This window comes from Nitritalea halalkaliphila LW7 (assembly GCF_000265075.1).
Lineage (GTDB): Bacteria > Bacteroidota > Bacteroidia > Cytophagales > Cyclobacteriaceae > Nitritalea > Nitritalea halalkaliphila.
In genome coordinates, this window is sequence record NZ_AJYA01000017.1 from 1 (window position 1) to 22,885 (window position 22,885).

Annotated in this window: 19 protein-coding genes and 2 pseudogenes; 10 read left to right on the forward strand and 11 right to left on the reverse strand. The window is 52.2% G+C overall.

Annotated features, from left to right (window positions below; genetic code table 11):
- Positions 1 to 168: 168 nt before the first annotated feature.
- Positions 169 to 1,419: a metallophosphoesterase gene (locus A3SI_RS06555; RefSeq protein ID WP_009054540.1), complete on the reverse strand. Its 1,251-nt coding sequence runs from the start codon at positions 1,417 to 1,419 to the stop codon at positions 169 to 171.
- An 87-nt stretch (positions 1,420 to 1,506) separates the two neighbouring features.
- Complete coding sequence (locus tag A3SI_RS06560; protein WP_009054541.1) at positions 1,507 to 2,256, reverse strand: DeoR/GlpR family DNA-binding transcription regulator; 750 nt, start codon at positions 2,254 to 2,256, stop codon at positions 1,507 to 1,509.
- A gap of 168 nt (positions 2,257 to 2,424) precedes the next feature.
- On the opposite strand from A3SI_RS06560, the gene A3SI_RS06565 reads away from it, so the two are divergent.
- The 3 genes from A3SI_RS06565 to A3SI_RS17255 are packed head-to-tail and all read left to right on the forward strand — an operon-like array spanning position 2,425 to position 4,712.
- The gene (locus tag A3SI_RS06565; protein WP_009054542.1) at positions 2,425 to 3,075 is read left to right on the forward strand and encodes an N-acetylmuramoyl-L-alanine amidase; all 651 of its coding nucleotides are present in this window, start codon (positions 2,425 to 2,427) and stop codon (positions 3,073 to 3,075) included.
- 9 nt (positions 3,076 to 3,084) lie between these two features.
- Complete coding sequence (locus tag A3SI_RS06570; protein WP_009054543.1) at positions 3,085 to 4,476, forward strand: glycoside hydrolase family 10 protein; 1,392 nt, start codon at positions 3,085 to 3,087, stop codon at positions 4,474 to 4,476.
- Complete coding sequence (locus A3SI_RS17255; protein WP_009054545.1) at positions 4,455 to 4,712, forward strand: hypothetical protein; 258 nt, start codon at positions 4,455 to 4,457, stop codon at positions 4,710 to 4,712. The genes A3SI_RS06570 and A3SI_RS17255 overlap by 22 nt, the downstream gene beginning before the upstream one ends.
- Before the next feature lie 15 nt (positions 4,713 to 4,727).
- Here A3SI_RS17255 and A3SI_RS06575 read toward each other — a convergent pair whose 3' ends face one another.
- The 3 genes from A3SI_RS06575 to A3SI_RS06580 form a co-directional block, all read right to left on the reverse strand.
- Complete coding sequence (locus A3SI_RS06575) at positions 4,728 to 5,333, reverse strand: DUF4136 domain-containing protein (protein WP_009054547.1); 606 nt, start codon at positions 5,331 to 5,333, stop codon at positions 4,728 to 4,730.
- 250 nt (positions 5,334 to 5,583) lie between these two features.
- The gene (locus tag A3SI_RS22325) at positions 5,584 to 5,829 is read right to left on the reverse strand and encodes a hypothetical protein (RefSeq protein ID WP_316929100.1); all 246 of its coding nucleotides are present in this window, start codon (positions 5,827 to 5,829) and stop codon (positions 5,584 to 5,586) included.
- 8 nt (positions 5,830 to 5,837) lie between these two features.
- Entirely contained in the window at positions 5,838 to 6,689 is an 852-nt protein-coding gene (locus tag A3SI_RS06580) for a mannose-1-phosphate guanylyltransferase (protein ID WP_316929101.1), read from the reverse strand.
- Positions 6,690 to 7,072: 383 nt separating this feature from the next.
- Here A3SI_RS06580 and recQ point away from each other — a divergent pair.
- The 4 genes and pseudogenes from recQ (at position 7,073) to A3SI_RS06600 (ending at position 12,723) form a co-directional block, all read left to right on the forward strand.
- Positions 7,073 to 9,249, forward strand: a pseudogene (gene recQ, locus A3SI_RS06585) (DNA helicase RecQ).
- Positions 9,250 to 9,263: 14 nt separating this feature from the next.
- A complete protein-coding gene (gene purD / locus A3SI_RS06590; protein ID WP_009054551.1) occupies positions 9,264 to 10,556 on the forward strand; it encodes a phosphoribosylamine--glycine ligase in 1,293 nt (430 codons plus the stop codon).
- A gap of 62 nt (positions 10,557 to 10,618) precedes the next feature.
- A complete protein-coding gene (gene ricT, locus A3SI_RS06595; protein ID WP_316929102.1) occupies positions 10,619 to 12,274 on the forward strand; it encodes a PSP1 domain-containing protein in 1,656 nt (551 codons plus the stop codon).
- Entirely contained in the window at positions 12,271 to 12,723 is a 453-nt protein-coding gene (locus A3SI_RS06600; protein ID WP_009054555.1) for a gliding motility lipoprotein GldH family protein, read from the forward strand. The genes ricT and A3SI_RS06600 overlap by 4 nt, the downstream gene beginning before the upstream one ends.
- 48 nt (positions 12,724 to 12,771) lie before the next feature.
- Here A3SI_RS06600 and A3SI_RS06605 read toward each other — a convergent pair whose 3' ends face one another.
- Positions 12,772 to 14,331, reverse strand: a complete 1,560-nt coding sequence (locus A3SI_RS06605; protein ID WP_040670337.1) for a DEAD/DEAH box helicase — start codon at positions 14,329 to 14,331, stop codon at positions 12,772 to 12,774.
- On the reverse strand, positions 14,256 to 16,460 hold the full coding sequence (locus tag A3SI_RS06610) for an AAA domain-containing protein (protein ID WP_040670339.1): 2,205 nt from the start codon (positions 16,458 to 16,460) through the stop codon (positions 14,256 to 14,258). The genes A3SI_RS06605 and A3SI_RS06610 overlap by 76 nt, the downstream gene beginning before the upstream one ends.
- A 17-nt stretch (positions 16,461 to 16,477) precedes the next feature.
- Here A3SI_RS06610 and A3SI_RS18835 point away from each other — a divergent pair, with 17 nt between their 5' ends.
- Complete coding sequence (locus A3SI_RS18835; protein ID WP_156810207.1) at positions 16,478 to 16,633, forward strand: hypothetical protein; 156 nt, start codon at positions 16,478 to 16,480, stop codon at positions 16,631 to 16,633.
- 80 nt (positions 16,634 to 16,713) lie between these two features.
- On the opposite strand, the gene A3SI_RS06615 is transcribed toward A3SI_RS18835, so the two are convergent.
- A complete protein-coding gene (locus A3SI_RS06615) occupies positions 16,714 to 17,532 on the reverse strand; it encodes an SDR family oxidoreductase (protein WP_009054557.1) in 819 nt (272 codons plus the stop codon).
- 127 nt (positions 17,533 to 17,659) lie between these two features.
- Between A3SI_RS06615 and rlmD the strand changes: the two are divergent.
- Positions 17,660 to 19,061: pseudogene (rlmD, locus tag A3SI_RS06620) on the forward strand (23S rRNA (uracil(1939)-C(5))-methyltransferase RlmD).
- Complete coding sequence (locus A3SI_RS06625; RefSeq protein WP_009054560.1) at positions 19,058 to 19,441, forward strand: hypothetical protein; 384 nt, start codon at positions 19,058 to 19,060, stop codon at positions 19,439 to 19,441. Before rlmD ends, A3SI_RS06625 begins: the two are co-directional and overlap by 4 nt.
- A gap of 132 nt (positions 19,442 to 19,573) precedes the next feature.
- Here the strand turns inward: A3SI_RS06625 and A3SI_RS06630 are convergent, their stop codons facing one another.
- Genes A3SI_RS06630 through A3SI_RS06640 form a run of 3 tightly spaced genes read right to left on the reverse strand, consistent with a single transcriptional unit; the run spans position 19,574 to position 22,882 of the window.
- The gene (locus tag A3SI_RS06630) at positions 19,574 to 20,326 is read right to left on the reverse strand and encodes a LytR/AlgR family response regulator transcription factor (protein ID WP_009054561.1); all 753 of its coding nucleotides are present in this window, start codon (positions 20,324 to 20,326) and stop codon (positions 19,574 to 19,576) included.
- A complete protein-coding gene (locus A3SI_RS06635; protein WP_009054562.1) occupies positions 20,316 to 22,241 on the reverse strand; it encodes a sensor histidine kinase in 1,926 nt (641 codons plus the stop codon). The genes A3SI_RS06630 and A3SI_RS06635 overlap by 11 nt, the downstream gene beginning before the upstream one ends.
- On the reverse strand, positions 22,208 to 22,882 hold the full coding sequence (locus A3SI_RS06640; RefSeq protein ID WP_162098425.1) for a two-component regulator propeller domain-containing protein: 675 nt from the start codon (positions 22,880 to 22,882) through the stop codon (positions 22,208 to 22,210). Before A3SI_RS06640 ends, A3SI_RS06635 begins: the two co-directional genes overlap by 34 nt.
- Positions 22,883 to 22,885 lie beyond the last annotated feature (3 nt).

Consider the following 22,885-nt stretch of genomic DNA (forward strand, 5'->3'; position numbering starts at 1 on the left):
CCCCACACGGGGACGGTCCATCCGAAGCGAAGAGTCTGCAGGCGTTAGTCCTTTGCCGTTCCGGCAAAAGACAGCAGTCAGCAACAAAAGAAGTACGAAACAAACGACAGACAGTAAGAAGTAAAAAAGTAAGTTAGCCCTTTTTATCCAAAAACCCAGCCGTCCTCCTTAAGAAACACGTCGGCGCAGTTCGATAACCGTGATCTCCGGCCAAATCCCCACCCTGCCCGAAAAAGCGTGAAACCCAAACCCGCGATTTACATAGAGGTAGCGCCCCGCCTCCTCGGCCAGTCCCGCCCAGTTTGGGTAGCGGTACTGTACGGGAGACCAGCGGACGATCGGCGTTTCGATACCGAACTGCATACCATGGGTATGGCCGGAAAGGGTGAGCTGAATGGGAATGGGATGGCTTTTTACGATTTCTGTCCAGTGGGAAGGATCATGCGAAAGGAGCACCTTAAAGGCAGACTCGGGCACGCCCTGAAGCGCCGCCTCTAAATCACCCTTGGCCTTAAATCCTACACCCCAGTTTTCCACGCCCAGCAGATACCAGGCCTCCTCCCCTCGGCTGATAGGCACATGCTCATCCAGCAAAAGACGGAAGCCCATGTCTGCAAACTTTTGTTTTAAGGCAGCCAGATTGGCGGCTTTGTCCGCAGGACTCGGCCACTGCACATAATCGCCGTAGTCGTGATTTCCCAGCACAGCGAACTTGCCATAAGGAGCTTCCAGGGTCTCAAAAATCGGTAATAGCGGATCGATTTCGTCCGCTTTATGGTTCACTAGATCCCCCGTGAACACGATGAGATCTGACTGTTGCCTTTGCGCCAGCGCCACCCCTTTCGCTACGGCCTGCTGATTTCGCAAGCTACCCGCGTGAATATCAGAGAGCTGCGTAATCGTAAAGCCCTCGAAGGCCTCGGGGAGTGCGTCCACATAGAGCACCTCGCGATGCACTTTATAGTTATACTTGCCCACCACGATGCCATACACGAAGCTAAAAAAGGGCACCGCCGCCACAGTGAGAGCCAGGATGCTGAGCCAGCTACGCCGTTCCGGCAAAGAAAACGCCTGCCCTTGCAGCAGCCCTATCCCCGCGCTAGCCTGTCGGTAAAGATCCTCCCCCAGTAAAAAAACCGATAGCGTCACCTGCGTGACCACCACGGTGAGGAAAACATTTAGCATGGACTGGGTGCTGGCCGTGATCTCTCCCTCAGAGAAAATGCGGAGGAAGGCCAGTAAAATCCAAACGGTCACGCCAGAAAACAGGATCCAGTAGATCACAGCGCCGAACTGCCGCGTCCTCGGGGCTGCATACACTTCTAATAAGGTGCGCACAGCTTGGAAGCTGTACCAATTTAGAAAGGTGGAAAACAACACCAAAGCGGTTAAAAACAGGAGCGCACCGAGCTGATTCATCATGTAGGGGGATAAATTTCTTTTATAGTACCCGATATGCCCCTAAAAAGTTCGCCCCTAAAGCGGTAATGGCGCACTGCGCCGCCCTTACATCAGCTGCAAGGAAAGCCCCTGAAAATCCTTTAGCAGCGGATCCTGAGGAGAAAGCTCGGTGATCAACGTCTGCACCTCGCCTAAAGCGCAGGTTTTATAGCGCTGCACAGAATATAATTTGTCCGAAACGGTCAGCAAAACTGTTTGGCGGGCAGACTGCAGCATGGCACGCTTTACCTGCACCACTTCCCAGTCGAACTCGGTCAGCCCATGATTCGGGTCCACGTACCCCGTTCCTAAAAAGCAGAGGTCAGCTCGGATATCGCGCAAGGCATGGATCACTGTACCCCCTATAGCGAACTTAGCATCGTGCAGCAATTTGCCCCCTAGAAAAATCACCTCGATCAGTGGAAACTCCATGAGCTGCAGGGCCACGTGCAAGCTGGGTGTAATGACCGTAAACTGCAGCTTGCGCGGAAAAAGCTTGACCACCTCCAGGTTGGTTGTCCCGCCACTCATCAGGAGTACCATTCCCTCCCGGATGAGGTGAACAGCCTTCTCTGCGATAACGATTTTTTTTCCGTGTAGGTAGATGGAGGCATCGTTCGGAGAGGCCGTAAGGAAGCCGATGGAAGTAGCCCCGCCATGCACCTTTCGTAGTTTTTTCTCTTTATCCAATTCCTTTACATCGCGCCGGACGGTATCGATGGATACCGACAGGTGCTCGGATAGATCGGTAAGCAGCACCCGATTATGGAGGTGTACCTGATCTAAAATGTACTTTTGACGCTCTTCTTTTAGCATATCTTCCTAAGGCTATGGAAATCAAAAACAAAATAAAACAGCAGGCCTTGACGTGTTTTATCTTAAACTTGCTTTAATTTAGGTATATTTTCGATTTCTCCAGCATAAAAACGCAAAAACCAGCAAAAAAATGGTGAAAATCCTTGTATTCTTCCCTTCAGGAAGCCTATGTTTCGGCTGCTGCTCCTGCTCATCGGCTTCTCAGCCTTGTCCTGTGCCTCCCGTCCGACTTTTCGGATCCATGAAAAGCCCATCGCCTATGATGCGGTTCGCGACAGTTTGTCCCTGCAGTACTTGCAGCAGCGCCATGGGCTGGACGTAAGCAGTACCGCCATCACCCCTGAAATGATCGTGGTACATTGGACGGCCGTACCCACACTGGAAGCTACTTATGAGGTATTTAATCCCGTACTCTTAGGAGGCCGCCCAGAACTCAGCAGCGCATCGGCCTTAAATGTTTCGGCACATTTTTTGGTGGACCGCAACGGCAGCATTTGGCGACTCTTACCGGATACCGCTTTCGGGCGCCATACCATCGGACTGAACTACATGGCCATCGGTATCGAAAACATCGGAGGCCCAGATGCTCCCCTAACCCGCGCTCAGCTGAAGGCGAATGCCGCCCTCATCGAGCACCTACAGCGGCGGCATAACATCCGCTATGTGATCGGACACCATGAATATGAAGCATTTAAAGACAGTCCGCTTTGGAAAGAGACAGACCCGGACTACATCACGAAAAAGCAAGACCCTGGGGATGCCTTTATGCGTCGCCTACGTAAAAAACTTGGCCGCGACCGCTTCCAGTCCCAGCCGTAACCTACTTGTATGCGCTTAAAGCCTCGCTTTCGTTCCTTTTTGTTCACGATACTGGGCGGCTCCGCCCTACTTATCGGTCTTTTTTTTGGCTGTAAGCCAAAGCCCACGCAGGCACCCTCCACACGCAGCAGCATCCCCCTTCCGATGGATGCAGGCACCCCTCCTGTGCCACTTCCGGAGCGCACGATCCGAACCCTGCCGGCTGGAGACCTGCTGCCGCTCCTAGATAAAGCTCCGATGGCTTTGCCGGAGGAAATGCGCGCTGTTTGGGTCGCCACCGTCGCGAATATCGACTGGCCTATTCGTGGGAATCGGGATTTTGCTGCCAACAAGCAAGATTTCCTACGTTTACTTGATTATTACGCAGCGCTGCACTTTAATACCGTGATCGTGCAAGTACGGACGGCCGGAGATGCCTTTTACCCCAGTGCAGAAGCCCCCTACTCTCGGTTTTTGACGGGAAAAGAAGGAGAAGGTCTGCGCGACCAGGCGGATCCACTCGCCTGGATGATCGCCGAAACCCATCGGCGCGGCATGCAGTTTCATGCTTGGATTAATCCCTATCGGGCCACCACCACGGCAGACATCTCCGTGCTGAGTCCCCGCCATGACCTTCTGCAGCATCCTGACTGGATGATCGCCTATGACAAGCGCTATTACTACGACCCAGGAAACCCAGAGGTGCAGGCCAAGCTGCTACGCGTGGTGCGTGAACTCTGTCTCCATTATCCGATCGACGCCATACATATCGACGATTACTTCTATCCGTATAAGGTGGGGAATCAGGACTTTCCCGATGGAGAAACCTTTAAGCGCTTTGGCCGGTCAGGCCAAAATCTAGGGGACTGGAGAAGAGAAAACATCAACCGCTTCATCGGCGATATCCACCGGATGCTGCGGGCGGATTTTCCACATATCGCACTGGGCGTGAGCCCTTTCGGAGTGTGGAGAAATAAAAACAAGGACCCGAGAGGCAGTGCGACGCAGGCAGGGCCTACCGCCTACGATGAAACCTATGCCGACATCGTGCACTGGATCGAACAGGGCTGGGTGGACTATGTGGCGCCACAGCTGTACTGGAGCTTGCACTACCCGATCGCCTCTCATGAGGTGCTGCTGGAGTGGTGGCACCGCTATGCAGATCGAACACACATCTACATCGGAAATGCCGCTTATAAGATTAAAAATAACGGAGACAAGGCCTGGGATAAGGAAGATGAACTCTTACAGCAGGTGGCAGCACGCAAGAAATATCCGCTTTTAAAAGGAAATGCCTTTTATAATGCCTCCAGCCTCATGCGGCAGCATCCGGAAATCGCCCGACGCTATCTGCTGCGCACTTTCAGTCGCCCGCGCGTGTTCCGGCACGTCGTCAGGGATTGGCAGAAGCGGAAATTTTAGGCCTTGCCTTGCGGCAAAACGAGCTGCAGGTCTCCTTCTCAGGTCGGGACATAAAAGGGATATTCGTCACCTATCCCGCCTCAGGATTACAGCCCATTAAACGCAGTTTTTATCCCATTCGTTCTGGAGAAACTCAGCTGCAAATCCCCGCCCCTTCTGCGGGAACGCGCATACAGCTGAGCCTCCTGGATACCCAAGATCGAGAAAGTGTGGGGTACACCTACCGGGTGCCGTAACGAAAACGCGCTGCGCTAATTTCGTGTAATTAACCGAAACTGATCCATCACGCGATAAGTTGCGCGGGTGAGGTCCGTGGTAAAGGTGTCCTCCCGCTGATCGAAGGCAGCAGCGGTATAGCCCTGCCAAACGGTCTGCCCGCGACGGTTATCGATTACGAAAACGACTAAAAGCCCTGGATTTTCGACGTAGCGAACACGATTGTAGTTTTCATCACGCTCCTGAGGCGTGAAGCCTTTCTCGGCATCTTCGCTGAGGTAATCCGGCTCTTCTAGGGATTCGATACCTCTGCGCTGCAGCCACCAGTCGAAATGCGGCTGATCGTAACCACGGTATTTCACTTGGTCAGTAAATAATTTATAATTCACTAAAATATCAGGCTTATCTGGGTTAAAACGAAATCCCTGGGAGTTTAGCCGTGTAGCGATGGTGTTTCGGATAACTTGGTAGAACACTAGGCTGTCCGGATGCGTGTTTTCCACAAAACCAAAAGTTTTATATCGTTTAAACTTTCCGGAATAATCGAAATCATATTCCGCTACAAAATCTCTTTGGGAAGCGCATGAACTAAAGAGCAGTAGGATTACTGCACAGCTAAGTAGAAAACGGGAAACAGGCATAGGGCAATAGGATTTGAGCGTGTAAAGAAACAAGAAACGTTTGTATATACTTGTTTCTTAACCCTTTGGATGCATTTGAGTTTAAAAAAAAACCAAATTTTACACGATGCAAGCTTCCTTTTAAAATGCTATTGTATCGAGGAATAGCAAGGCACCCTCAAATCGATCGGAATCATGCGTTGAGCCCGCTGTAAGATTAGGTCTCCCTACTTCTTTTTAATAAAAATTCGTGAGAAATAAATTTCTTTTATCAAACGAAATCTTCTCCTTTATCTTTTGCAGCTGCTACGAACTTGCGGAATTTTTTTTCATTTTCTAATCGGCAGATAAGAATCACATTTTCTGTTTCGTTCACCAGGTAGCCGTCTAAATCCTCTACGACCAGTAGCTTTTGCGGGCTCACCCGCAGGTAACTGTTCTTCGTGTTAAAAAGCAGTGCATTTGCATCGATCACATTATTTTCCAGATCCCGGCCTTTTACGTCGTGTAGGCTCATCCAGGAGCCTAGATCAGACCAGCCACATCTGCGAGGAGGGTGTAGACATTAGTAGCCTTTTCTAAAATACCGATGTCGATGGAAACATTTTTTACCAGGGAGTAGGCGCGCTTGATAAAAGCGGTCTCGTCTTCTGTGTCCAGATACTGCTCCCCTTCCTCGAAGGCTTCGGCCACCTCAGGTAAATGCTTTTCGAAGGCATGAATGATACTGGGGACAGTCCACACGAAGATACCCGCGTTCCAGACAAAGTCTCCGCTATCGATAAAGGCCTGTGCCAGCTGCTCGTCTGGCTTTTCGGTAAATGTTTTGACTTTAAAAACAGAGGTATCAGGCTTCTGTATGTACTGAATATATCCGAATCCTGTCTCAGGCCGATTCGGCTGAATACCGATAGTGAGCAGGCGATTCTCTCTACTGGCGCAAGCCACTAAAGCATCTTGCATCACTTTTTGGAACTGTTCTTCCTTTAAAATAAGATGATCTGAGGGCGTTACGATGAGTTTAGCCTCCGGGTCTATTCGTCTTATTTTATAGCAAGCGTAGGCCACACAGGTCGCTGTATTTCGTCGTAGGGGTTCAGCTAAAACATGTGCTTGCGGTAAAGCCGGCAGTTGCTCAAAAACAAATTTTCGATACTTCTTATTGGTCACCACGAAAATCCTGTCCGGGCTTGTTAACGGCAGGAAACGCTCATAAGTCATTTGCAGAAGGGTTTTCCCTGTCCCCAAAACATCTAAGAACTGTTTGGGCTTTTTTACCCGGCTGTAGGGCCAGAAACGGGTGCCTACACCACCTGCCATGATGACGATAAAGGGGTTTTGATCCATAAGAAGGGCGGGGTGCTCCCCGAGTGACAAATTTTTAAAATGAACGACTACCTATTAAGCATGCGTAAGATACGGCAGAAAGGTTACAGCAGCAAATCGAAAAGCGAAGGATGGCGCAGAAATTAGCGTGCCTCGGTCGCCTTTTTCCGACGCGCTTTTTGGCCTACGGCCAAAGTGGTAAAAGCAAAAGCAATGGCCTGTTTTCGTCCAGAAACCCTCCTGCCCAGTAAAAGAATGCTGTATAGCAGTAGCAGTCAAAAAAATGCGCGTAATATCTCGCCTGCCTACAACTGACTTTCTAAAATTTTTCTTAATTTCATGTTTACTTAAGTTAATGCTTAAATTTGTATAGCCAAAGTGCTTGTCACCCGCAGATATTCCTGCAAAGCACAGATCATAAATCGAAGAGAAGAGTGGAGCAACGTGTAAAGGATAACTTAAAAAAGATTTTCGGATTTAGCCAGTTCAGAGGTACGCAAGAGGCCATCGTAGACAGCGTCTTAAAAGGCAAAAACACTTTTGTCATTATGCCTACGGGGGCGGGCAAGTCGCTGTGTTATCAGCTACCCGCGGTCATCCTCGATGGAACTGCTATCGTCATCTCGCCGCTCATCGCACTGATGAAAAACCAAGTTGATCAGCTCAATGCTATTGGTGTTACGGCCTATTTCCTTAATTCTACCCTAAATAAATCAGAAGTCAACAAGGTGAAGGCGGAGGTGCTTTCTGGTCATGCAAAATTACTTTATGTGGCGCCTGAAAGTCTCACCAAGGAGGAGAACATCGCCTTTCTGCAGCAGGCTAACATTAGCTTCGTTGCCATAGATGAGGCGCACTGTATTTCCGAATGGGGGCATGATTTTCGTCCCGAATATAGAAAAATAAAAAGCATCATCGCACAGCTGGGCAAGCAGCTGCCGATCATCGCGCTGACCGCTACGGCCACACCGAAGGTGCAGCAGGATATTCAGCGCAACTTACAGATGGAAGAGGCGGACCTGTACAAGTCTTCTTTTAATCGAACCAATCTCTACTATGAAATTCGGCCTAAATTAAAAGAAGAGACACGGAAACAGATCATCCGCTACATCAAGAACCAGAAGGGCAAGTCAGGCATCATCTACTGCTTGAGCCGAAAAAAAGTGGAAGAGATCGCTGAGCTCTTGACCGTAAACGGCATCAAGGCAGCCCCTTACCACGCCGGCTTGGACCAGCAGGTGCGCATGAAGAATCAGGATGACTTCTTGAATGAAGAGGTTGATGTCATCGTCGCTACGATCGCCTTCGGTATGGGCATCGACAAGCCTGATGTGCGCTATGTCATCCACTACGATGTACCGAAATCCCTAGAAGGCTATTACCAAGAAACAGGTAGAGCCGGCCGTGATGGATTAGAAGGCCACTGCCTGATGTTCTATCGCTACGAGGACATCATCAAGCTAGAAAAATTCAATAAAGACAAGCCCGTCACCGAGCGAGAAAATGCGCGCCTACTTCTGCAGGAAATGGCCGCCTATGCCGAAAGTTCCGTTTGCCGCAGGCGCTTTATCCTCCATTACTTCGGAGAGATCATGGAAAAAGACTGCGGCTACTGTGACAATTGTAAAAAGCCGAAAGAGAGCTTTCAGGCGCGGGAGCTTCTCCTACAAGGTTTACAAACTGTGGAACAGACAGGAAGTCGATTCCTGATGGACCATCTGGTCAATGTCCTTCGCGGGGTGAAAAACGATTACATGAGCTCCTACGGCCATGATGCTTTACCTGTTTTCGGGGTAGGCGCGGAACTCGATGAGCGGCTATGGAAAAGCATTTTCCGCCAGGCGCTGATCTTTAATTTCCTGGAAAAGGATATCGAAAGCTATGGCGTCCTCAAGCTCACCCCGAAAGGCATTTCCTTTATGGAGAGCCCCTTCGATCTGCTCATGTCTAAAGACCATGACTTCGAATCCATGCTCGAAAACGATGGGCAGGAAGAAGGGCACATGGAGCGTAAGGCACACGATGAGAAACTGTTCGAGCTTTTAAAGCTGGAGCGTAAAAAGGTGGCGAAAGCAAAGGTCTTCCTCCTTATGTGATCTTCCAAGATCCTTCCCTCGAAGAAATGGCTACCGTCTACCCTACTACCCGCGATGAACTGGCCCAAATAAATGGGGTGGGCATGGGCAAAGTGGCCAAGTTTGGCGCCTCTTTCTTAAAGCTCATCTCCAACTACGTCGAGGAAAATGAGATCATCACCGCCTCAGACGTGGTAGTAAAAAGCTCTGGAACACGTTCCAAAGTGAAAATTTCGATCATCCAACAAGTGGACAGAAAAATCGACCTGGAGGATATCGCATCTAACCTGAACCTGAGCATGCAAGAGCTCCTTCAAGAGATCGAGCAAATCATCTACTCAGGCACGAAACTGAATATCAATTACTATATCGAAAATATCATGGACGAGGAGCGCGAAGACATCCTCCACGATTACTTCATGACGGCCAGCTCGGATAATATCCGCCTAGCAATGGAGGAATTAGAAGATGAGGACTTCGCTGAAGAAGAAATCCGCGTGTACCGGATTAAATTTATCTCGGACCATGCCAACTAACCCGCAGTAAGAACATGCACATATTAGTATTAGGAAGTGGTGGCCGCGAGCATACGTTCGCTTGGAAGTTAGCCCAAAGCCCTTCCTGCACGAAATTATTTGTGGCTCCCGGTAATGCCGGCACAGCTGCCATCGCCCAAAACCTTGCCCTCGCAGTAGACGACTTCGAGGGCATCGCAGCCGCATGTGTGGAGGAAAAAATCGAGCTCATCGTGGTCGGTCCGGAAGACCCTCTGGTGAAAGGCATCGTGGATACTTTTCAAAAAGATCCGCGCACGGCAGGCATTCCGATCGTAGGTCCTGATCAAGCTGGCGCCCAACTGGAAGGCAGTAAAGATTTTTCCAAGCGCTTTATGCAGGAAAACAACATCCCTACAGCTGCTTACGCCACCTTTACCGCCGAAAACCTGGAAGAAGGTTTGGCCTATTTGCGCCAGCAGCCCCTCCCGATCGTCCTGAAGGCCGATGGCCTCGCCGCTGGGAAAGGGGTGCTCATCTGTGAAAGCCACGAAGACGCCGCCCAGTCTTTTAAGGAAATGCTCGTGGATAAAAAGTTCGGGCAGGCCTCCAGTAAGGTGGTGGTAGAAGCCTTCTTAAGCGGCATCGAGCTTTCCGTTTTCGTCGCCACAGACGGGACTGCCTATCAGCTTTTGCCTGCGGCAAAGGATTATAAGCGCATCGGCGAGGGCGACACAGGCCTGAACACAGGAGGAATGGGCGCCGTTAGCCCAGTGCCTTTTGCGGATAGCACCTTCCTGTCTAAAGTGGAAGAGCGCATCGTAAAACCTACCCTCTCCGGTTTGCAGGCGGCGGGAATTTCTTATAAAGGCTTTTTGTTTATCGGGCTGATGAATGTGGGAGGAGATCCTTTTGTCATCGAATATAATGTGCGGATGGGCGACCCGGAAACAGAGGTGGTGCTTCCACGCTTGGAGGGAGATTTTGCCCTGTTTTTAAAGGGCATGGCCACCGGAACACTGGATCAGGCCAAGCTGGAAGTTTCTTCCGACACCTGCACCACAGTAGTTATGGTGGCGGGTGGCTATCCGGAAGGCTACGCCAAAGGAGATAGCATCTTTGGTATTTCCGAAGCAGAGGCGCTCCCTGGCGTCCAAGTGTTTCATGCCGGCACGAAAAAACAAGGCGATGAAATCTTTTCCAATGGCGGTCGTGTACTCGCCATCACAGGAAAAGGAAAAGACCTCGAAGAGGCATTAGCAGCCTCCTATGCCGGAGCTGCTAAAATTTGTTGGAACCACGTGTACTACCGAAAAGACATCGGGCAAGACCTGCTGGCGCTCGGATAAAACACACGCTGATTCCTTAGTTTAACGGGCTAAGCCCCATAGAGATAGAGGAAAGCATACGTATGGCTGGATGTAGTAGCTGCTCCACGACCACAGGAACTGGCGGTTGCCAAAATAATGGAACCTGTGGCACGAGCGATTGTAATAAAATGAATGCCTTCGACTGGTTGACCCACATGGGCATCCCTACCGTGGATACCTATGATGTGGTGGAAATCAAGTTTAAAGGAGGGAGGAAAGAATATTTTCGAAATGTAGAGCACCTGGCCCTCACCACCGGGGACCCCGTAGTCGTCGATGTCCAAAGCGGACACCATATCGGCTATGTGTCCTTACAGGGGGAACTTGTGCGCCTACAGATGCAAAAGCGAAAGGTGCGCGATGATGAAAGCATCCCCCGCATCTACCGCTTAGCAAACGATAAAGACCTAGAAAAATGGGAGGAGGCGAAAAACCGTGAAATTCCTACCCTATACCGCACGAAACAAATCATCGATGAGCTGGGGCTACAGATGAAACTCTCTGATATCGAGTTCCAAGCAGATAATACGAAGGCTACCTTCTATTACTCTGCCGATGAACGCGTGGACTTCCGTGAGCTTATTAAGGTCTTGGCCTCCGAATTTCGCATCCGTGTAGAAATGCGGCAGATTAGCCTGCGGCAAGAGGCGGGTAGGCTGGGCGGAATCGGAGTCTGCGGACGCGAGCTCTGCTGCTCCACCTGGATGCATGACTTTAAAAGTGTCAGCACCTCCGCTGCACGCTATCAGAACCTTTCCCTCAACCCCGGTAAGCTCTCTGGCCAGTGTGGAAGACTGAAGTGCTGCCTCAACTATGAGCTGGACACCTACATGAGTGCCTTAGAAGATATTCCAGCAGTGGACCGCCCCCTTATGACCGAACAGGGAAGCGCCAAACTACAAAAAACGGATATTTTCCGAAAACTGATGTGGTTCTCCTACCAGAGCGAAAACAACTGGCACAGCATCACCTGTGAGCGGGTGAAGGAAATCCAAGCCTTAAATAGCGAGGGGAAAAAGCCTTTCAACTTACAGTTCGACGATGCCTCAGAGGTCGAAAATTCGATCGAAAAGGCCACACGGGAGCTGGAATTACTGGATAAAAAATTCGCCACGCAAAACAAAAAGAAGAAAAAGAAAAAGCGTAAACCCGGCGAGGAGCCCAACTCCGATACCGCGAACCCACGTGCACAGGCGCGCCCCTCTTCGCGCAGATCACCGCGTCAGAACGAGGGCGACAGAAATTCTCCAGCTCCGAATAGACGGCGCGGCCCTGCCGCAAAGGGCGAGGAGCAAGCAGCAGGCGGAGAGTCTAAGCGTTTCGAAGGCAAAATACGCCGTGGACGTAACAGCGAGCGAAATCCACAAGAGGCAGCAGAGCGCAGCGACGCTCCACAAGCGAACGCCAACAGACCGGCACGTCCAAAACGTCAGCGCCCACAAAACCCGGAAGGAGGCGATGGGCAAAAGGTGCTGCCCTACAAGAAAACAGACCGCCCCGTCATAAACCCAACCCTAGACCCAAGCGCGAGCGTCCCGACCCTTCGAGTCCTTCGGGAAATGCTGTGGAAAACAATCCAAGTGCCTCCCAGCGTGAAGGAGGTAAACCGGATGGTGCCAACAAGCGGGGGCGTAGAAAATTCCCGCCGCGTCAGAAACCAAATGAAGATAAACCGAACACCAATGACTAAGCAATGATTAAAAAAGGTCTGCTCGCATTTGGGGTCGGCTTACTCTGTCTGGCTTGTAACCAAAACCGACATTTCGAAATACATCAGGGACTCCCCGCTGGCCGCTGGCTGGCGGGAGATACCCTGCGCTATTCCCCCGGAGTAGACATCCTACCCGGAACACTTTGGCTAAGCCCCCGCTACACCAGCGAATACCCCTACCGAAATCTGTACGTACGCTACCTGCTGCTCGACAGCGCCGGACAGGTGATCGAAGAAAACTTGCATAACCTGGCGCTCTTTCACCCCCAAACAGGCGAACCCCTGGGAACAGGTTTTGGCAAGTCTTTTAGCCTAAGCGATAGTGTTCAGATTAACAGCGAAGGGGGGAAAGAACTGCTCCTCCTGCAGTATATGCGCCGAGAAGATCTCTCTGGCGTAGAGGGCTTTGGCATACGCCAAAACAAGAAAAACTAGCCAATAAGCAGCACAGACAGGCCAGCCCTTTTCTGTGCTCTTCCTTTCTTAAACTTTAGGCCTTCCAGGGAAAAGCGAGGGACTTAGACACCAGCGCTCCTTCCAGCCACGCGCGCGAACGTAAGCCACATCGTACACGAAAGGCCCCAGCAGCCGCGGCCCCAAAAGCCAATCCTGACGATCCCGTAAAACTAACTCGCCGGTAAACGTGCCATCCGCCCGCGTAAGCGCAATGTCCACCAGGCTCCCAAACGGAAAAACCTGCGCACCCGCCACATGCGCACAGGTCTGTGCACGCAGCGGATCATAGCCTAAAGCCACACCCTCCTTCTCCTCTGGCCGCAGCCTCCTCCGAAAGCTTTTTGCCTGCTCCAAGAAAGCCAAAAGTAGGCGTACCCCATCATTTTCACGCATGCCCGGACCTATCAGGTGCGCCTCAATCCCGGTGAAGACAGCTACATGCTCCCGTGCGCGGCTGGCCAAAACATTCACCCGCTGCGCTCCCCCCGGAAGAGAAATCCAGCCCATACTACTCGGAAAGTAGCCCTTGGCGCTACGCGCATACACGGTACTGATGCAGACGAAGTCGTACTCCTCACCCTGCACCTCTTGCAGATGCCGCACCTGCCAGCCTGCTGGAATTTGGCCACTGAAGGCCTCCCACAGCAAACGGAACAGCAGCTGGCTTTGCGCCTGGTTTAGCGCCAGAATCCCTACCTGCTTTTCTCTCCAAATCGCCGGCTGCTGAAGCAAATAAGCTACTAAAGCCTCCGCCTCTCGGACATTTTCGCCCGCAGCATAGGTACCCTCCACCAGCTGATAGTGAAAAGGAGAGGCTTCCGCCGTAAAGGTGGCCCTGTCGGGCAAAATCCGTAAACGACCGCCATAAAAATGTGCATTGCTAAACGCAATTAAGGCCTCATGCCGTGCCCGATAATGCCCTAACAGCATGTGATCGGGCAAATACAAGCCTGCCCAAAACAACCAACTCTCCTCCGTATGGATCGCCGCCTCTGCGTAATGCTTGCGAAACAGCGTATAGGGCTTCAGCTGCTGCCGATCGCCCACCACCACAAACTGCCGCCCCAGCTCCAAAAGCGGAAAGGCCTCTGCAGTAGGAATTTGGCTAGACTCATCGAAGATAATGAGATCGAAAGGAGAGGCATTCCCCCCTGCTCCTTCTCCCTGAAACAGGGTGAGGGCTGCATGCGGACTGCAAAGCCAAGCAGGTAGCAAGCGGAAAAGTGCTTCCCCCTGCTGCGCCAGCAGTTGCTTCAGCGGAAGTCGCCGTCGCTTTTTACGCAGCTCCTTCCCCAGCTCCCGGTAGCTCACCAAATTGCCAAGGCGATTATACTGCAAGCCTTCCCTACCTAACTCCCTCACCTTTAGCCCTATGATGGTACGAGCCAGCGCGCGACGCTCCTCCTCCACCCCCTGCAGCGCGGCCAGTTCTTCTTCCCAGTAGCCTGCACGCACCTGCGGCAGCTCAGGGTATTTTTGTTCCAAAACCCGTAGCCAGGCCCAAGCGATCGCTAGCGCAAAAGCCTCTTCCGGGCTTGCTGCCTGAGAACCTTCCCCGCTCTGATAGCGCCGTAAAAAATACCGCATGCCCGCTTCCTGCTGAGGAGCCAAGCGGCGGCACTGCTGGTCAAAGCGGTACATCCAGGCATGCTGCGTACGCAGTTGCTCCCGAAAACGGCGTAACCGCTCGAAATCGGGCGCCTCGCCCAAGCCACTAGCTGCTTTTCACTAAAATGGAACCCCAAAAGAGGCCTCAATCCCTCCAAATCCCCTAAAAGTGACCATAAAACCTGAAATTTTTTGGGCGGAAGCCCCATGAAAGGTCGGAAAGCCGAAAAACAGCGCAGAGATGCCAACTCTTGCATCGCCTGCAGCATGCGTATCCGTCCCGATAATGCTGCACTAAACACCTCAAAACGAAAGGGAGTCTCTGGCAGCTCGAGAAAGGCCTTGGCCCCCAAAAGGGTTAGCTGATGCCGGATGTTCAAGCGATTTTCCAGCATGGTGATGAATTTTTTCAGTGCGCTCCGCTCAAAAGGCAAGCCCTCCCCAGCCATAAAAGCTTGGATCCGCTTCTTCTCTTCCCGCTGCCAAAACGCCAATCGGATCCCAAAAAGGCTTTGGTCCCAGCGCTGCTCATAGGCCAAACACTGCTCCAGCAAGCCGGGCACTTCCTCCAATGGCACCGTCCAAGCTGGCCCCACCCCGGAAAGCAGCCGCTTTACAATGTCATATTTTTCCACAAGCCAGGGCATGTCCACCTCCCGAAGGTCCTGCGCGAGCAGCTCTCGGAAAAAAGGCGCTGCTGCGAAACGTGCGTGAAATCCGGCGATTTTTTCCCGCTCCGACCAGTCCGCTTCTCCCATAGCCAGTAACAATGCCCCCAGCTCCCGCTCCTTCCCTATCAAAGGCTTTATTTTCAGCAAGATCCCCTCCAGCTGCTCGAGCACCGCCACCTGTTGCTCCACCTGCGCCATCGGATCGGCCACCTCCGGAAAAGGCTGCCGCAGTGCCCAGAGCAACTCCCGCTGCTGCAGCTGTTCCATTTGCGCTAAAAGCGCAAAAGACAGGGGCAAGGCAGACAGTCCTTCCATCGGAAAATAGGGCACATAGCTGCGCATGTCGGGCAAGGCCTCTAAATCGGACAGAGAATGAGAGGCCAGATGCCCATAAAGCGTACGGGCAGACCAGCCACCAGCCGTTTTGGTCTCAAAAAGAGCCTGACAAAGCTGCTCCAGCTGCCCCGAACGCTGCTGAATCTGCTGGCGACACTCCTGAAAACGCCGCTCCAGCAGCATAATCTCAGGGCTATCGTCGGCACGTTTTTCCTCACTCAGGGCACTGAGGCGATCCAGCACCTTGGTTTCCAAATCACTTCGAAACTGCATGTGGGGAATGAGGGCAGCATAGGCGTCCAGCCCAACAGTAGCCAGGCGTTTTTCCACCACTTCTAAGGCCACCTGTTTTTTTGCCACCACTAAAACCTTTTTGCCGCGGGCCAGCGCATCGGCCACTAAGGCGGTGATAACCTGCGACTTGCCCGAGCCCGGAGGTCCTTGCAGGACAAAGGAATGTCCTTCTGCCACTCGGAGCAGGGCTTCCTCTTGGCTGGCATCAAGCGGAAACGGACTGTAAATGGCCGCCTGCGCCGATGGGGTGCCACGCTTGGTAGCGGCAAATTTTTCCTCTAAATAGGCCTCCACCGAAGCGAAGGAACGCTTTTCAAGTGTAGCGAAGGCGTGTAAAAAGACTTCTTCCGGACTGCTAAAAGCGCCCAGGACCTGAAAAGGGTACAACTTGAGGCGCCCCCGCCCACTTTCCTCAGGCAGCGGCGCCTCTGGAACAGCTTGTAACCGCCCCGTAAATAACTCTTGATTGAAATGCAGCGCGAGATGCTCCTTCAGGAAGGGGTAGAGCAAAGCCAAAAAATCCGCCACCGTTTCGCAGTTGCGCAGCACAGCCTGGCAGCGCTGAAAGGCCTCTACTGGAAAAAGCTCCTCTCTACCCTGAAAATAAGCGGCCAAAAAAGCGGAATTCCACTGGAGTCCCGCGTCTGTGGCCTGAAGCAGCCAGGTGTTCTGACGAAGCTGCAGCTGTACAGGCAGTACGAAAAGCGGTGCTGCGATCGGAGCCCCGTCCAGTAGGGTGCCCAGCACAAAGGGCCAGCCCACAGCCAAGGCCACGGTTCCTGACTCCTCTTCTTGGCGCTGCGCCACTTAGCCAGTCGAAAAAGTTGGCCCGACAGCGCATTTTCACTGTTGTGGTAAGGCCCCTGCGCCTGCAAGATCGGCAGTGGCTCCTCCCCTTTTCGAAACTGAAAAAAGGCTGGCTCCGCGCCGGAGCCCATGCTCTCCTCCAGGCGGCAGGTATCGATGAAGCCTGCTCCTAAAGGGCGGGGCACAAAAATCGCGGGATTGCGCTTACTTAAATCTTGGATATGTAAAGCCAGCTGCTGTAAAAATTCCTGCATCAGGTAAAGGGAGCATCTTTTTCTTTTGCCATGTGCCGGTACACGACCCTATCCATGATACCGGGGATCCACTTGTTTAAAAATACGGCCAACTTCCCCTCTGTAGTGAGGACTAAGTCCCTTTTGCGCTTTAGCGCGGCTTGATAAATGGCTTCCGCCACCTCTTCTGGCTGCATCATTTTTTCTTCCTCGCGCGGAGATTCGCCCTGTGGTGCACCATTAGCGGCTAGGGCATTCTGACGAATATTCGATGCAGTAAAACCCGGCGAAGCCACCAAAACATGTACCCCCTCATGCATGACCTCCGTGCGGAGCGCCTCGAAAAAGCCATTCATCGCATATTTACTGGCCGTATACGCCGTTCGCGCAGGCGTGCCGCGGTAACCATTGATGGAGCTGATCCCGATCAGGATACCTTTACGTTCCAGCAAGTGCGGGAGCGCAAACTTCGTCGCATAAACTGTACCCCAAAAATTAATTTGCATCACCTGCTCGAAGACCTGGAGCTGCAGTTCGTTAAAGAGTGCGCGCATGGAAATGCCTGCATTATTAATAAGCACATCCAGGCCCCCGAAGCGCTTGATGCAGGAATCCACCATAAAGGCATTGTCCTCCTTCGAGGAAGCGTCCGCGAGCACACCTGCCACGGGCAGCCCCATGTCCTCTAAGCGGCTGAGTGCATCCTCTAATTTGTGCTCATTCCGTCCGGAAATCATCACATGCGCACCTTCTTGTGCGAACTTGGCGGCGAGCGCAAAGCCGATGCCCGAAGTTCCTCCTGTAATGAGTACTACTTTTTCTTTAAAGTCTTTCGGCATAACAGCGTAAAGATAGGAAGATTAGACGATAAACCCTTCATTTTCCCTTTGGGCTATGCTTCAGGTTCACCTGCTTTTATACGGCTGAGCGCACGCGGAGTAGGAATAATTATGTAATTTTGTGCCCATGTCGAGAAAATTAAAGCATAAAATTCTTCCTGAGCTCCTCATCGAGCGGGTGGCTACGGAGGGCAAGTGCCTGGGCTACCACGAGGCAAAGTAGTTTTTGTCAAGCAGGTGGCTCCAGGGGATGTCGTGGATGTGCGTGTCACCAAGGGCCGCAGCAGCTTTTTGGAAGCCGAGCCCGTACACTTTCATCAGCTCTCCCCTGCGCGCATCACACCTACCTGTGCGCATTTTGGCACCTGTGGCGGGTGCAAGTGGCAGCATATCAGCTATGAACAGCAGAAAGCCTACAAGTCCCAGCAGGTCGTGGATCAGCTGACGCGCATCGCGAAGGTGGAGCTGCCAGAGATTCCCCCCATTCTCGGCTCCGAAGAAACCTTTTATTACCGAAATAAACTCGACTTTACCTTTTCGAATAACCGCTGGCTCACGAAGGAAGAAATCCAGTCAGGAGAGGAGTTTGAGCGCAATGCGCTCGGCTTCCATGTGCCCGGCATGTTCGACAAAATCGTTCCCATCTCGCACTGCTACCTGCAGGGCGGCCAGTCGAATGCCATCCGAAATGCCCTCTATGCGTTTGCTTTGGCCGAAGGCCTGAGCTTCTACGATATCCGTGAGCAGGTGGGGCTGCTGCGTAACCTGATTATCCGTAGCACCACCACCGGGGAGGAAATGGTGATCGTACAGTTCGGTGCAGACGATCCTGAGGGCATCGAAAAGACGCTCCAGTTTCTGGCCGAGCAGTTTCCAGACCTGACCTCGCTGCTGTATATCGTTAACCTGAAGAAAAACGAGACTTTTCATGACTTGGAAGTGCACACCTATAAAGGGCGTAGCTACATCGAGGAGGAAATGGAGGGCTTGCGCTTCCGGGTGGGGCCGAAGTCCTTTTATCAGACCAACCCGAAACAGGCCTACACGCTGTATAAGGTGGCGCGGGATTTTGCGGGGCTGACAGGTGAAGAGGTAGTCTACGACCTCTATACAGGAACAGGGACGATCGCGAATTTTGTGGCCCGCCAGGCCAAAGAGGTCATCGGCATCGAATATGTGGAGGCGGCCATCGAGGACGCGCACCTGAATGCACGCGAAAATGGCATTACGAACACCCGCTTTTACGCTGGCGACATGAAGGATATGTTGACCCCTGAATTTCTGGCGCAGCATCCGCGACCGGACGTGGTCATCACCGACCCCCACGAGCAGGCATGCACGAGGATGTGGTGCGGGTGCTCCTGGAGCTGGCGCCGAAAACCATCGTGTATGTGAGTTGCAACCCCGCCACACAGGCGCGCGACCTGGCCCTGCTGGACGCGAAATATCGCGTGAGCCGCGTGCAGGCGGTGGACATGTTCCCGCAGACCTATCATGTAGAGAATGTAGTAAAACTAGAATTGAAATGATCGACGACGCCAATGACCCGGAATTAGATGGCAAATACCTCGGTACCATCACGAAGGATTTTGTCCGTATTTCAGACTTTCTAAAGGAGGCCGCCTATCAGGTGCGCTCCCGAAAAATCTCGGACTTTCCGATCTTTCCCATCGCGAAGGGAGAGCAGCCGATCGGGAGTCTACTGGTGGAAGGCGATAAAAAGGGCCTGGAGTGGCATTACTTTATCTCCTTTTTAGAGGAATTTCAGCAGCGCACGCTTATCGGAGAAGAAAACGTAGCCGAATTCAAGCGCTTTTATAAGGATCCCGAAGAGTTCTGCTGCCTTTTCGTCATCGATGGGGCCTTCACACGCTTCGTGTATGTCCCCTACCCGGACGAAAATAGTTAAACTGTCTTCCTTTCCCTGAAAGGGGTGAAAAAAACAGGCCGCATGGGCCACCTTTTTAATAGCCTACACGAAGGCCCCGGACCGCTCGTCACGATAAGGCGAGCAGTCCGGGGCTTTTTTTGTCACTTGAATTTATAGCTTTTGGCGCTCGAAATGATGCATGAGCAACTGTTTTTTCTCATTCGAAATCGACAGCACCTCCCCATTAGACATGTGCACCGAGCCCCCATCCTCTTTCGTGATTTTGGAAATTTGGTCTAAGTTGATGATGTGGCTGCGGTGAATGCGCATAAACTTGCCCATATCCATAATCCGCTCATACTCCTGCAAGCGCTTAGACACCGTAATTTTTTTTCCGTCTTCTAGGTGAAAGTGCGTATAGGAACCATCTGCTTTCAGGTAAATGATATCGCGGAGCCAGATAAACAGCATCCCCTCCCCTGTCTGTAGCGTGATTTTTTTTGGCTTGCTCTCGGCTAAGTTTTCCTGTAACGTTTGCAGGCGTGCCGGTAGCTGGGGCAGTACCTTTTGGAGCGCCCGCTCCAAAGCCTCCTGCTGCACGGGCTTCAGCAGGTAATCCACCGCAGAAAGCTCAAAGGCCTTTAGGGCATAGTCCTGGTAAGCGGTCACGAAGATGATCCGAAAATCCACCTGCTGGTCGGGGAAAAAGTCTAAAATCTCCAAGCCAGAGTAGCCTGGCATCTCGATGTCCAGAAATACGAGGTCGGGCTTATGCTTATGAATGTGCTTTACTGCTTCGGGCAGATTTTTAGCTTCCTCCAGCACGTCTACTTGCGGAAAATGACGGGATAAGATCCCCTTCAGGGCCATACGTGCCATCGGTTCATCATCGACGATCAGGGCACGAATTTCTTTACTTTTCATAGGTGGGTAAGGTTATGAGTACAGCGGTACCCAGCGGTGCTTCTGGGCTGCCTAAATCCTGAATCTGGACCTGCATCGAGCGGCCATACAACTGCCCGATCAGAGCGATACGGGTTTCGATTTCTTCATTACTTACATGCGGTGTGCGGTATTTACGCTGCTTCCAGAGGCTCTTAGAGGCCTCCCGGCCAATGCCATTGTCCCGGATTTCTACCGTCAGTTCATCCGAGCGACCACGATCTGAAGGCCGCACTTCCACGGAAAGGGTCTTCTGCCCCTCTTTTTCCACTAGCCCGAAACGAATGGCATTTTCGATAAAGGGCTGGAGCATCATGCTGGGAATCATGCAGCGCTCCGGCTGAATTTTTTCCGCCACCTGAAGCGTAAATTGCAGCTCGTCTGCCATGCGTATCTTCTCTAAATCTACGAAAAGCCGCACAGTTTCCAGCTCATGCTGGAGCAAGTTGTACTGCTTGTCATTATCACTCAGAAAACGCCGCATCAGCGCACTAAATTTACCTAAATATGTGCTGGCCGCCGCCTGATCCTCTGCATAAATCAAGCCTTGCATGGTATTTAAAGCGTTAAAAAAGAAATGCGGGTTCAGCTGCGCCCGTAAGCCACTCAGCTGGGTGCTCACCAGCAGCTCCTTCACTTGCTCCCGGCGTTCGATGCGGCTGCGGAGGTAGCGGTACCCATACGCGAAAGCGAATACCACGAGCACCAGCGTCAGCGAGACCACAGGCCACTGCTGCCACCAAGGGAACGCCACCGTAAGCGGAATCAAAAGCATTTCGGAACGCATCACATCATTCTGCGCGTACAGCTGCAGGCTGCGGTTTCCGGGATGCAGCCTGCCCAAGTTCAACAGGCTAGCGCCAGCATCTGCATTATTTTCAAGGCTATCCGGCTGAAAACCATAAAAAAGCTGTCGCTCGTTAAAATTCACAAAATCCAAAACCTGATACAGTACCTGCACCTGCTGGTGTCCCGAAGGAATAGGTTCCTCTAACCCATGGGGCTTCCCATCCACTAAAAGCCCCGTGACTTCCAGCGAAATAGACATCTCCAGCGGCTCAGCGGCTAAAGGCTGGAAAAATACGCCCGCATTCGTAGCGATGATCAGCTCGTCCTCCGCTAGTAGAAATTGACTTATCGTGATCCCCTTTAAATACATGCTGATCGGCAGCAGCGTAAACGTCTCGCTAGCAGGATGATACCGATAAATTTTCGACTCCGCATTAAAATACACGTATTCCTCGGAGGCATCCCACTGCACATGATTGAGCCCATTAAGCCCTAGGGAGCCCGCTACCGCTGTAAGCTCAGGCGCCCCACCCTCGGGAAAAACAAGTCGAAAAAGGCCATTTTTCTGCGTCGCCAGCCACCAATCCCCATTTTTCGAGGTGGTTATCGCATCCACGATAAAGGCCGGCTCCTCGGCATGCCCCGTGCCGCGCAGCAGCTGTCGCTCTCCCGTACTATCGATCAGATACAAGCCGTTCGTGCTAGAAAATGCATACATCCCCTGTTGCTTCCCATAAAACGCCCTACGCATCCGCCCATTCGCCAGTGCAAGTACCTGCATTCCCTCCCTATTGATTACCTCAAAAGGAAAAAACCGCTGAAAAGGCAGTTTCGGAATACTGGTCAAGCTTGGATCTAAAATCCCCCCAAGGCCATAGGAGGCCACGACGAAATTACCGAGGGCATCCTGCACCATATCCTTCCCAAAATAGGCCAGCACCCGCTCCTTAGGGTTGGCATAGGAAAAATACCCATTGGTGTGGAGCACCCGGTTCTGCTCGGGCGCAAAATAGATAAACTCGATCTCACGGGGTCCATCTTCCAGCAGCACACGCAGCAGCTCCCCCTTAGGATCTAGCTCCAGGATAGCTCCCGTGTTCGTCCCCACGAGCAGGTTCCCTGTGGGGAGTCGATGTAAGGCGGTGTAGTGGACACGTCTTTTTTGCCTCCGGGCAAAGGCCTGCTAACCTGCACAGGCAGCGCTGGAAACATGAACAAGCCCTCGTCTAAGGTTCCCACCCAGGTATTTCCATGACGGTCGCGCACCATGTCCGACACGCGAAGATCAGGCAGGAGCGTCTCCTCCAGCTGCAGTGTGACAGGATCTAAGCGGAAAGCCCCCCGATTCGTGCAGACCCAGAGGTCTTGGCCATCGAGGCTGCGCCAAAAATATTTATAAAGCGCCCCCTCTCCCACAGCTAAAGGAAGCACCTGATTCTCTTCTAACACCTTAAAATTCTTTCTACTCCCGCGATTCAGCAGCAGCGTGCGGCCCTCACGCCGGATAAAGTGTGTGCGGCCATCCGAAAAAGTAGCAAAAACATCCTCTTGAAGCGGTTTCTCTTGTCCTACACGATACAAATGCCCCTCGATGCCACGATAATGAATTTCCTGATTATCTGTCAGATACAGGCCCACCACCCCTGGATTTTCGGAAGGAAGAAGGGCCTCGATGGCCTCCGTTTGTAAGTCGTAGCGGTAGATGTTTTGGAAGGTTTCCAGATACAAATAGGGACCCTGCGTATGCAAGGC

Coding starts and splice junctions, on each gene's coding strand:
- A3SI_RS06555 (WP_009054540.1), bottom strand. CDS start 1,419: ATGAATCAGCTCGGTGCGCTCCTGTTTTTAACCGCTTTGGTGTTGTTT.
- A3SI_RS06560 (WP_009054541.1), bottom strand. CDS start 2,256: ATGCTAAAAGAAGAGCGTCAAAAGTACATTTTAGATCAGGTACACCTC.
- A3SI_RS06565 (WP_009054542.1), top strand. CDS start 2,425: ATGTTTCGGCTGCTGCTCCTGCTCATCGGCTTCTCAGCCTTGTCCTGT.
- A3SI_RS06570 (WP_009054543.1), top strand. CDS start 3,085: ATGCGCTTAAAGCCTCGCTTTCGTTCCTTTTTGTTCACGATACTGGGC.
- A3SI_RS06575 (WP_009054547.1), bottom strand. CDS start 5,333: ATGCCTGTTTCCCGTTTTCTACTTAGCTGTGCAGTAATCCTACTGCTC.
- A3SI_RS22325 (WP_316929100.1), bottom strand. CDS start 5,829: ATGAGCCTACACGACGTAAAAGGCCGGGATCTGGAAAATAATGTGATC.
- purD (WP_009054551.1), top strand. CDS start 9,264: ATGCACATATTAGTATTAGGAAGTGGTGGCCGCGAGCATACGTTCGCT.
- ricT (WP_316929102.1), top strand. CDS start 10,619: ATGGCTGGATGTAGTAGCTGCTCCACGACCACAGGAACTGGCGGTTGC.
- A3SI_RS06600 (WP_009054555.1), top strand. CDS start 12,271: ATGATTAAAAAAGGTCTGCTCGCATTTGGGGTCGGCTTACTCTGTCTG.
- A3SI_RS06605 (WP_040670337.1), bottom strand. CDS start 14,331: ATGCGGTATTTTTTACGGCGCTATCAGAGCGGGGAAGGTTCTCAGGCA.
- A3SI_RS06615 (WP_009054557.1), bottom strand. CDS start 17,532: ATGCCGAAAGACTTTAAAGAAAAAGTAGTACTCATTACAGGAGGAACT.
- A3SI_RS06625 (WP_009054560.1), top strand. CDS start 19,058: ATGATCGACGACGCCAATGACCCGGAATTAGATGGCAAATACCTCGGT.
- A3SI_RS06630 (WP_009054561.1), bottom strand. CDS start 20,326: ATGAAAAGTAAAGAAATTCGTGCCCTGATCGTCGATGATGAACCGATG.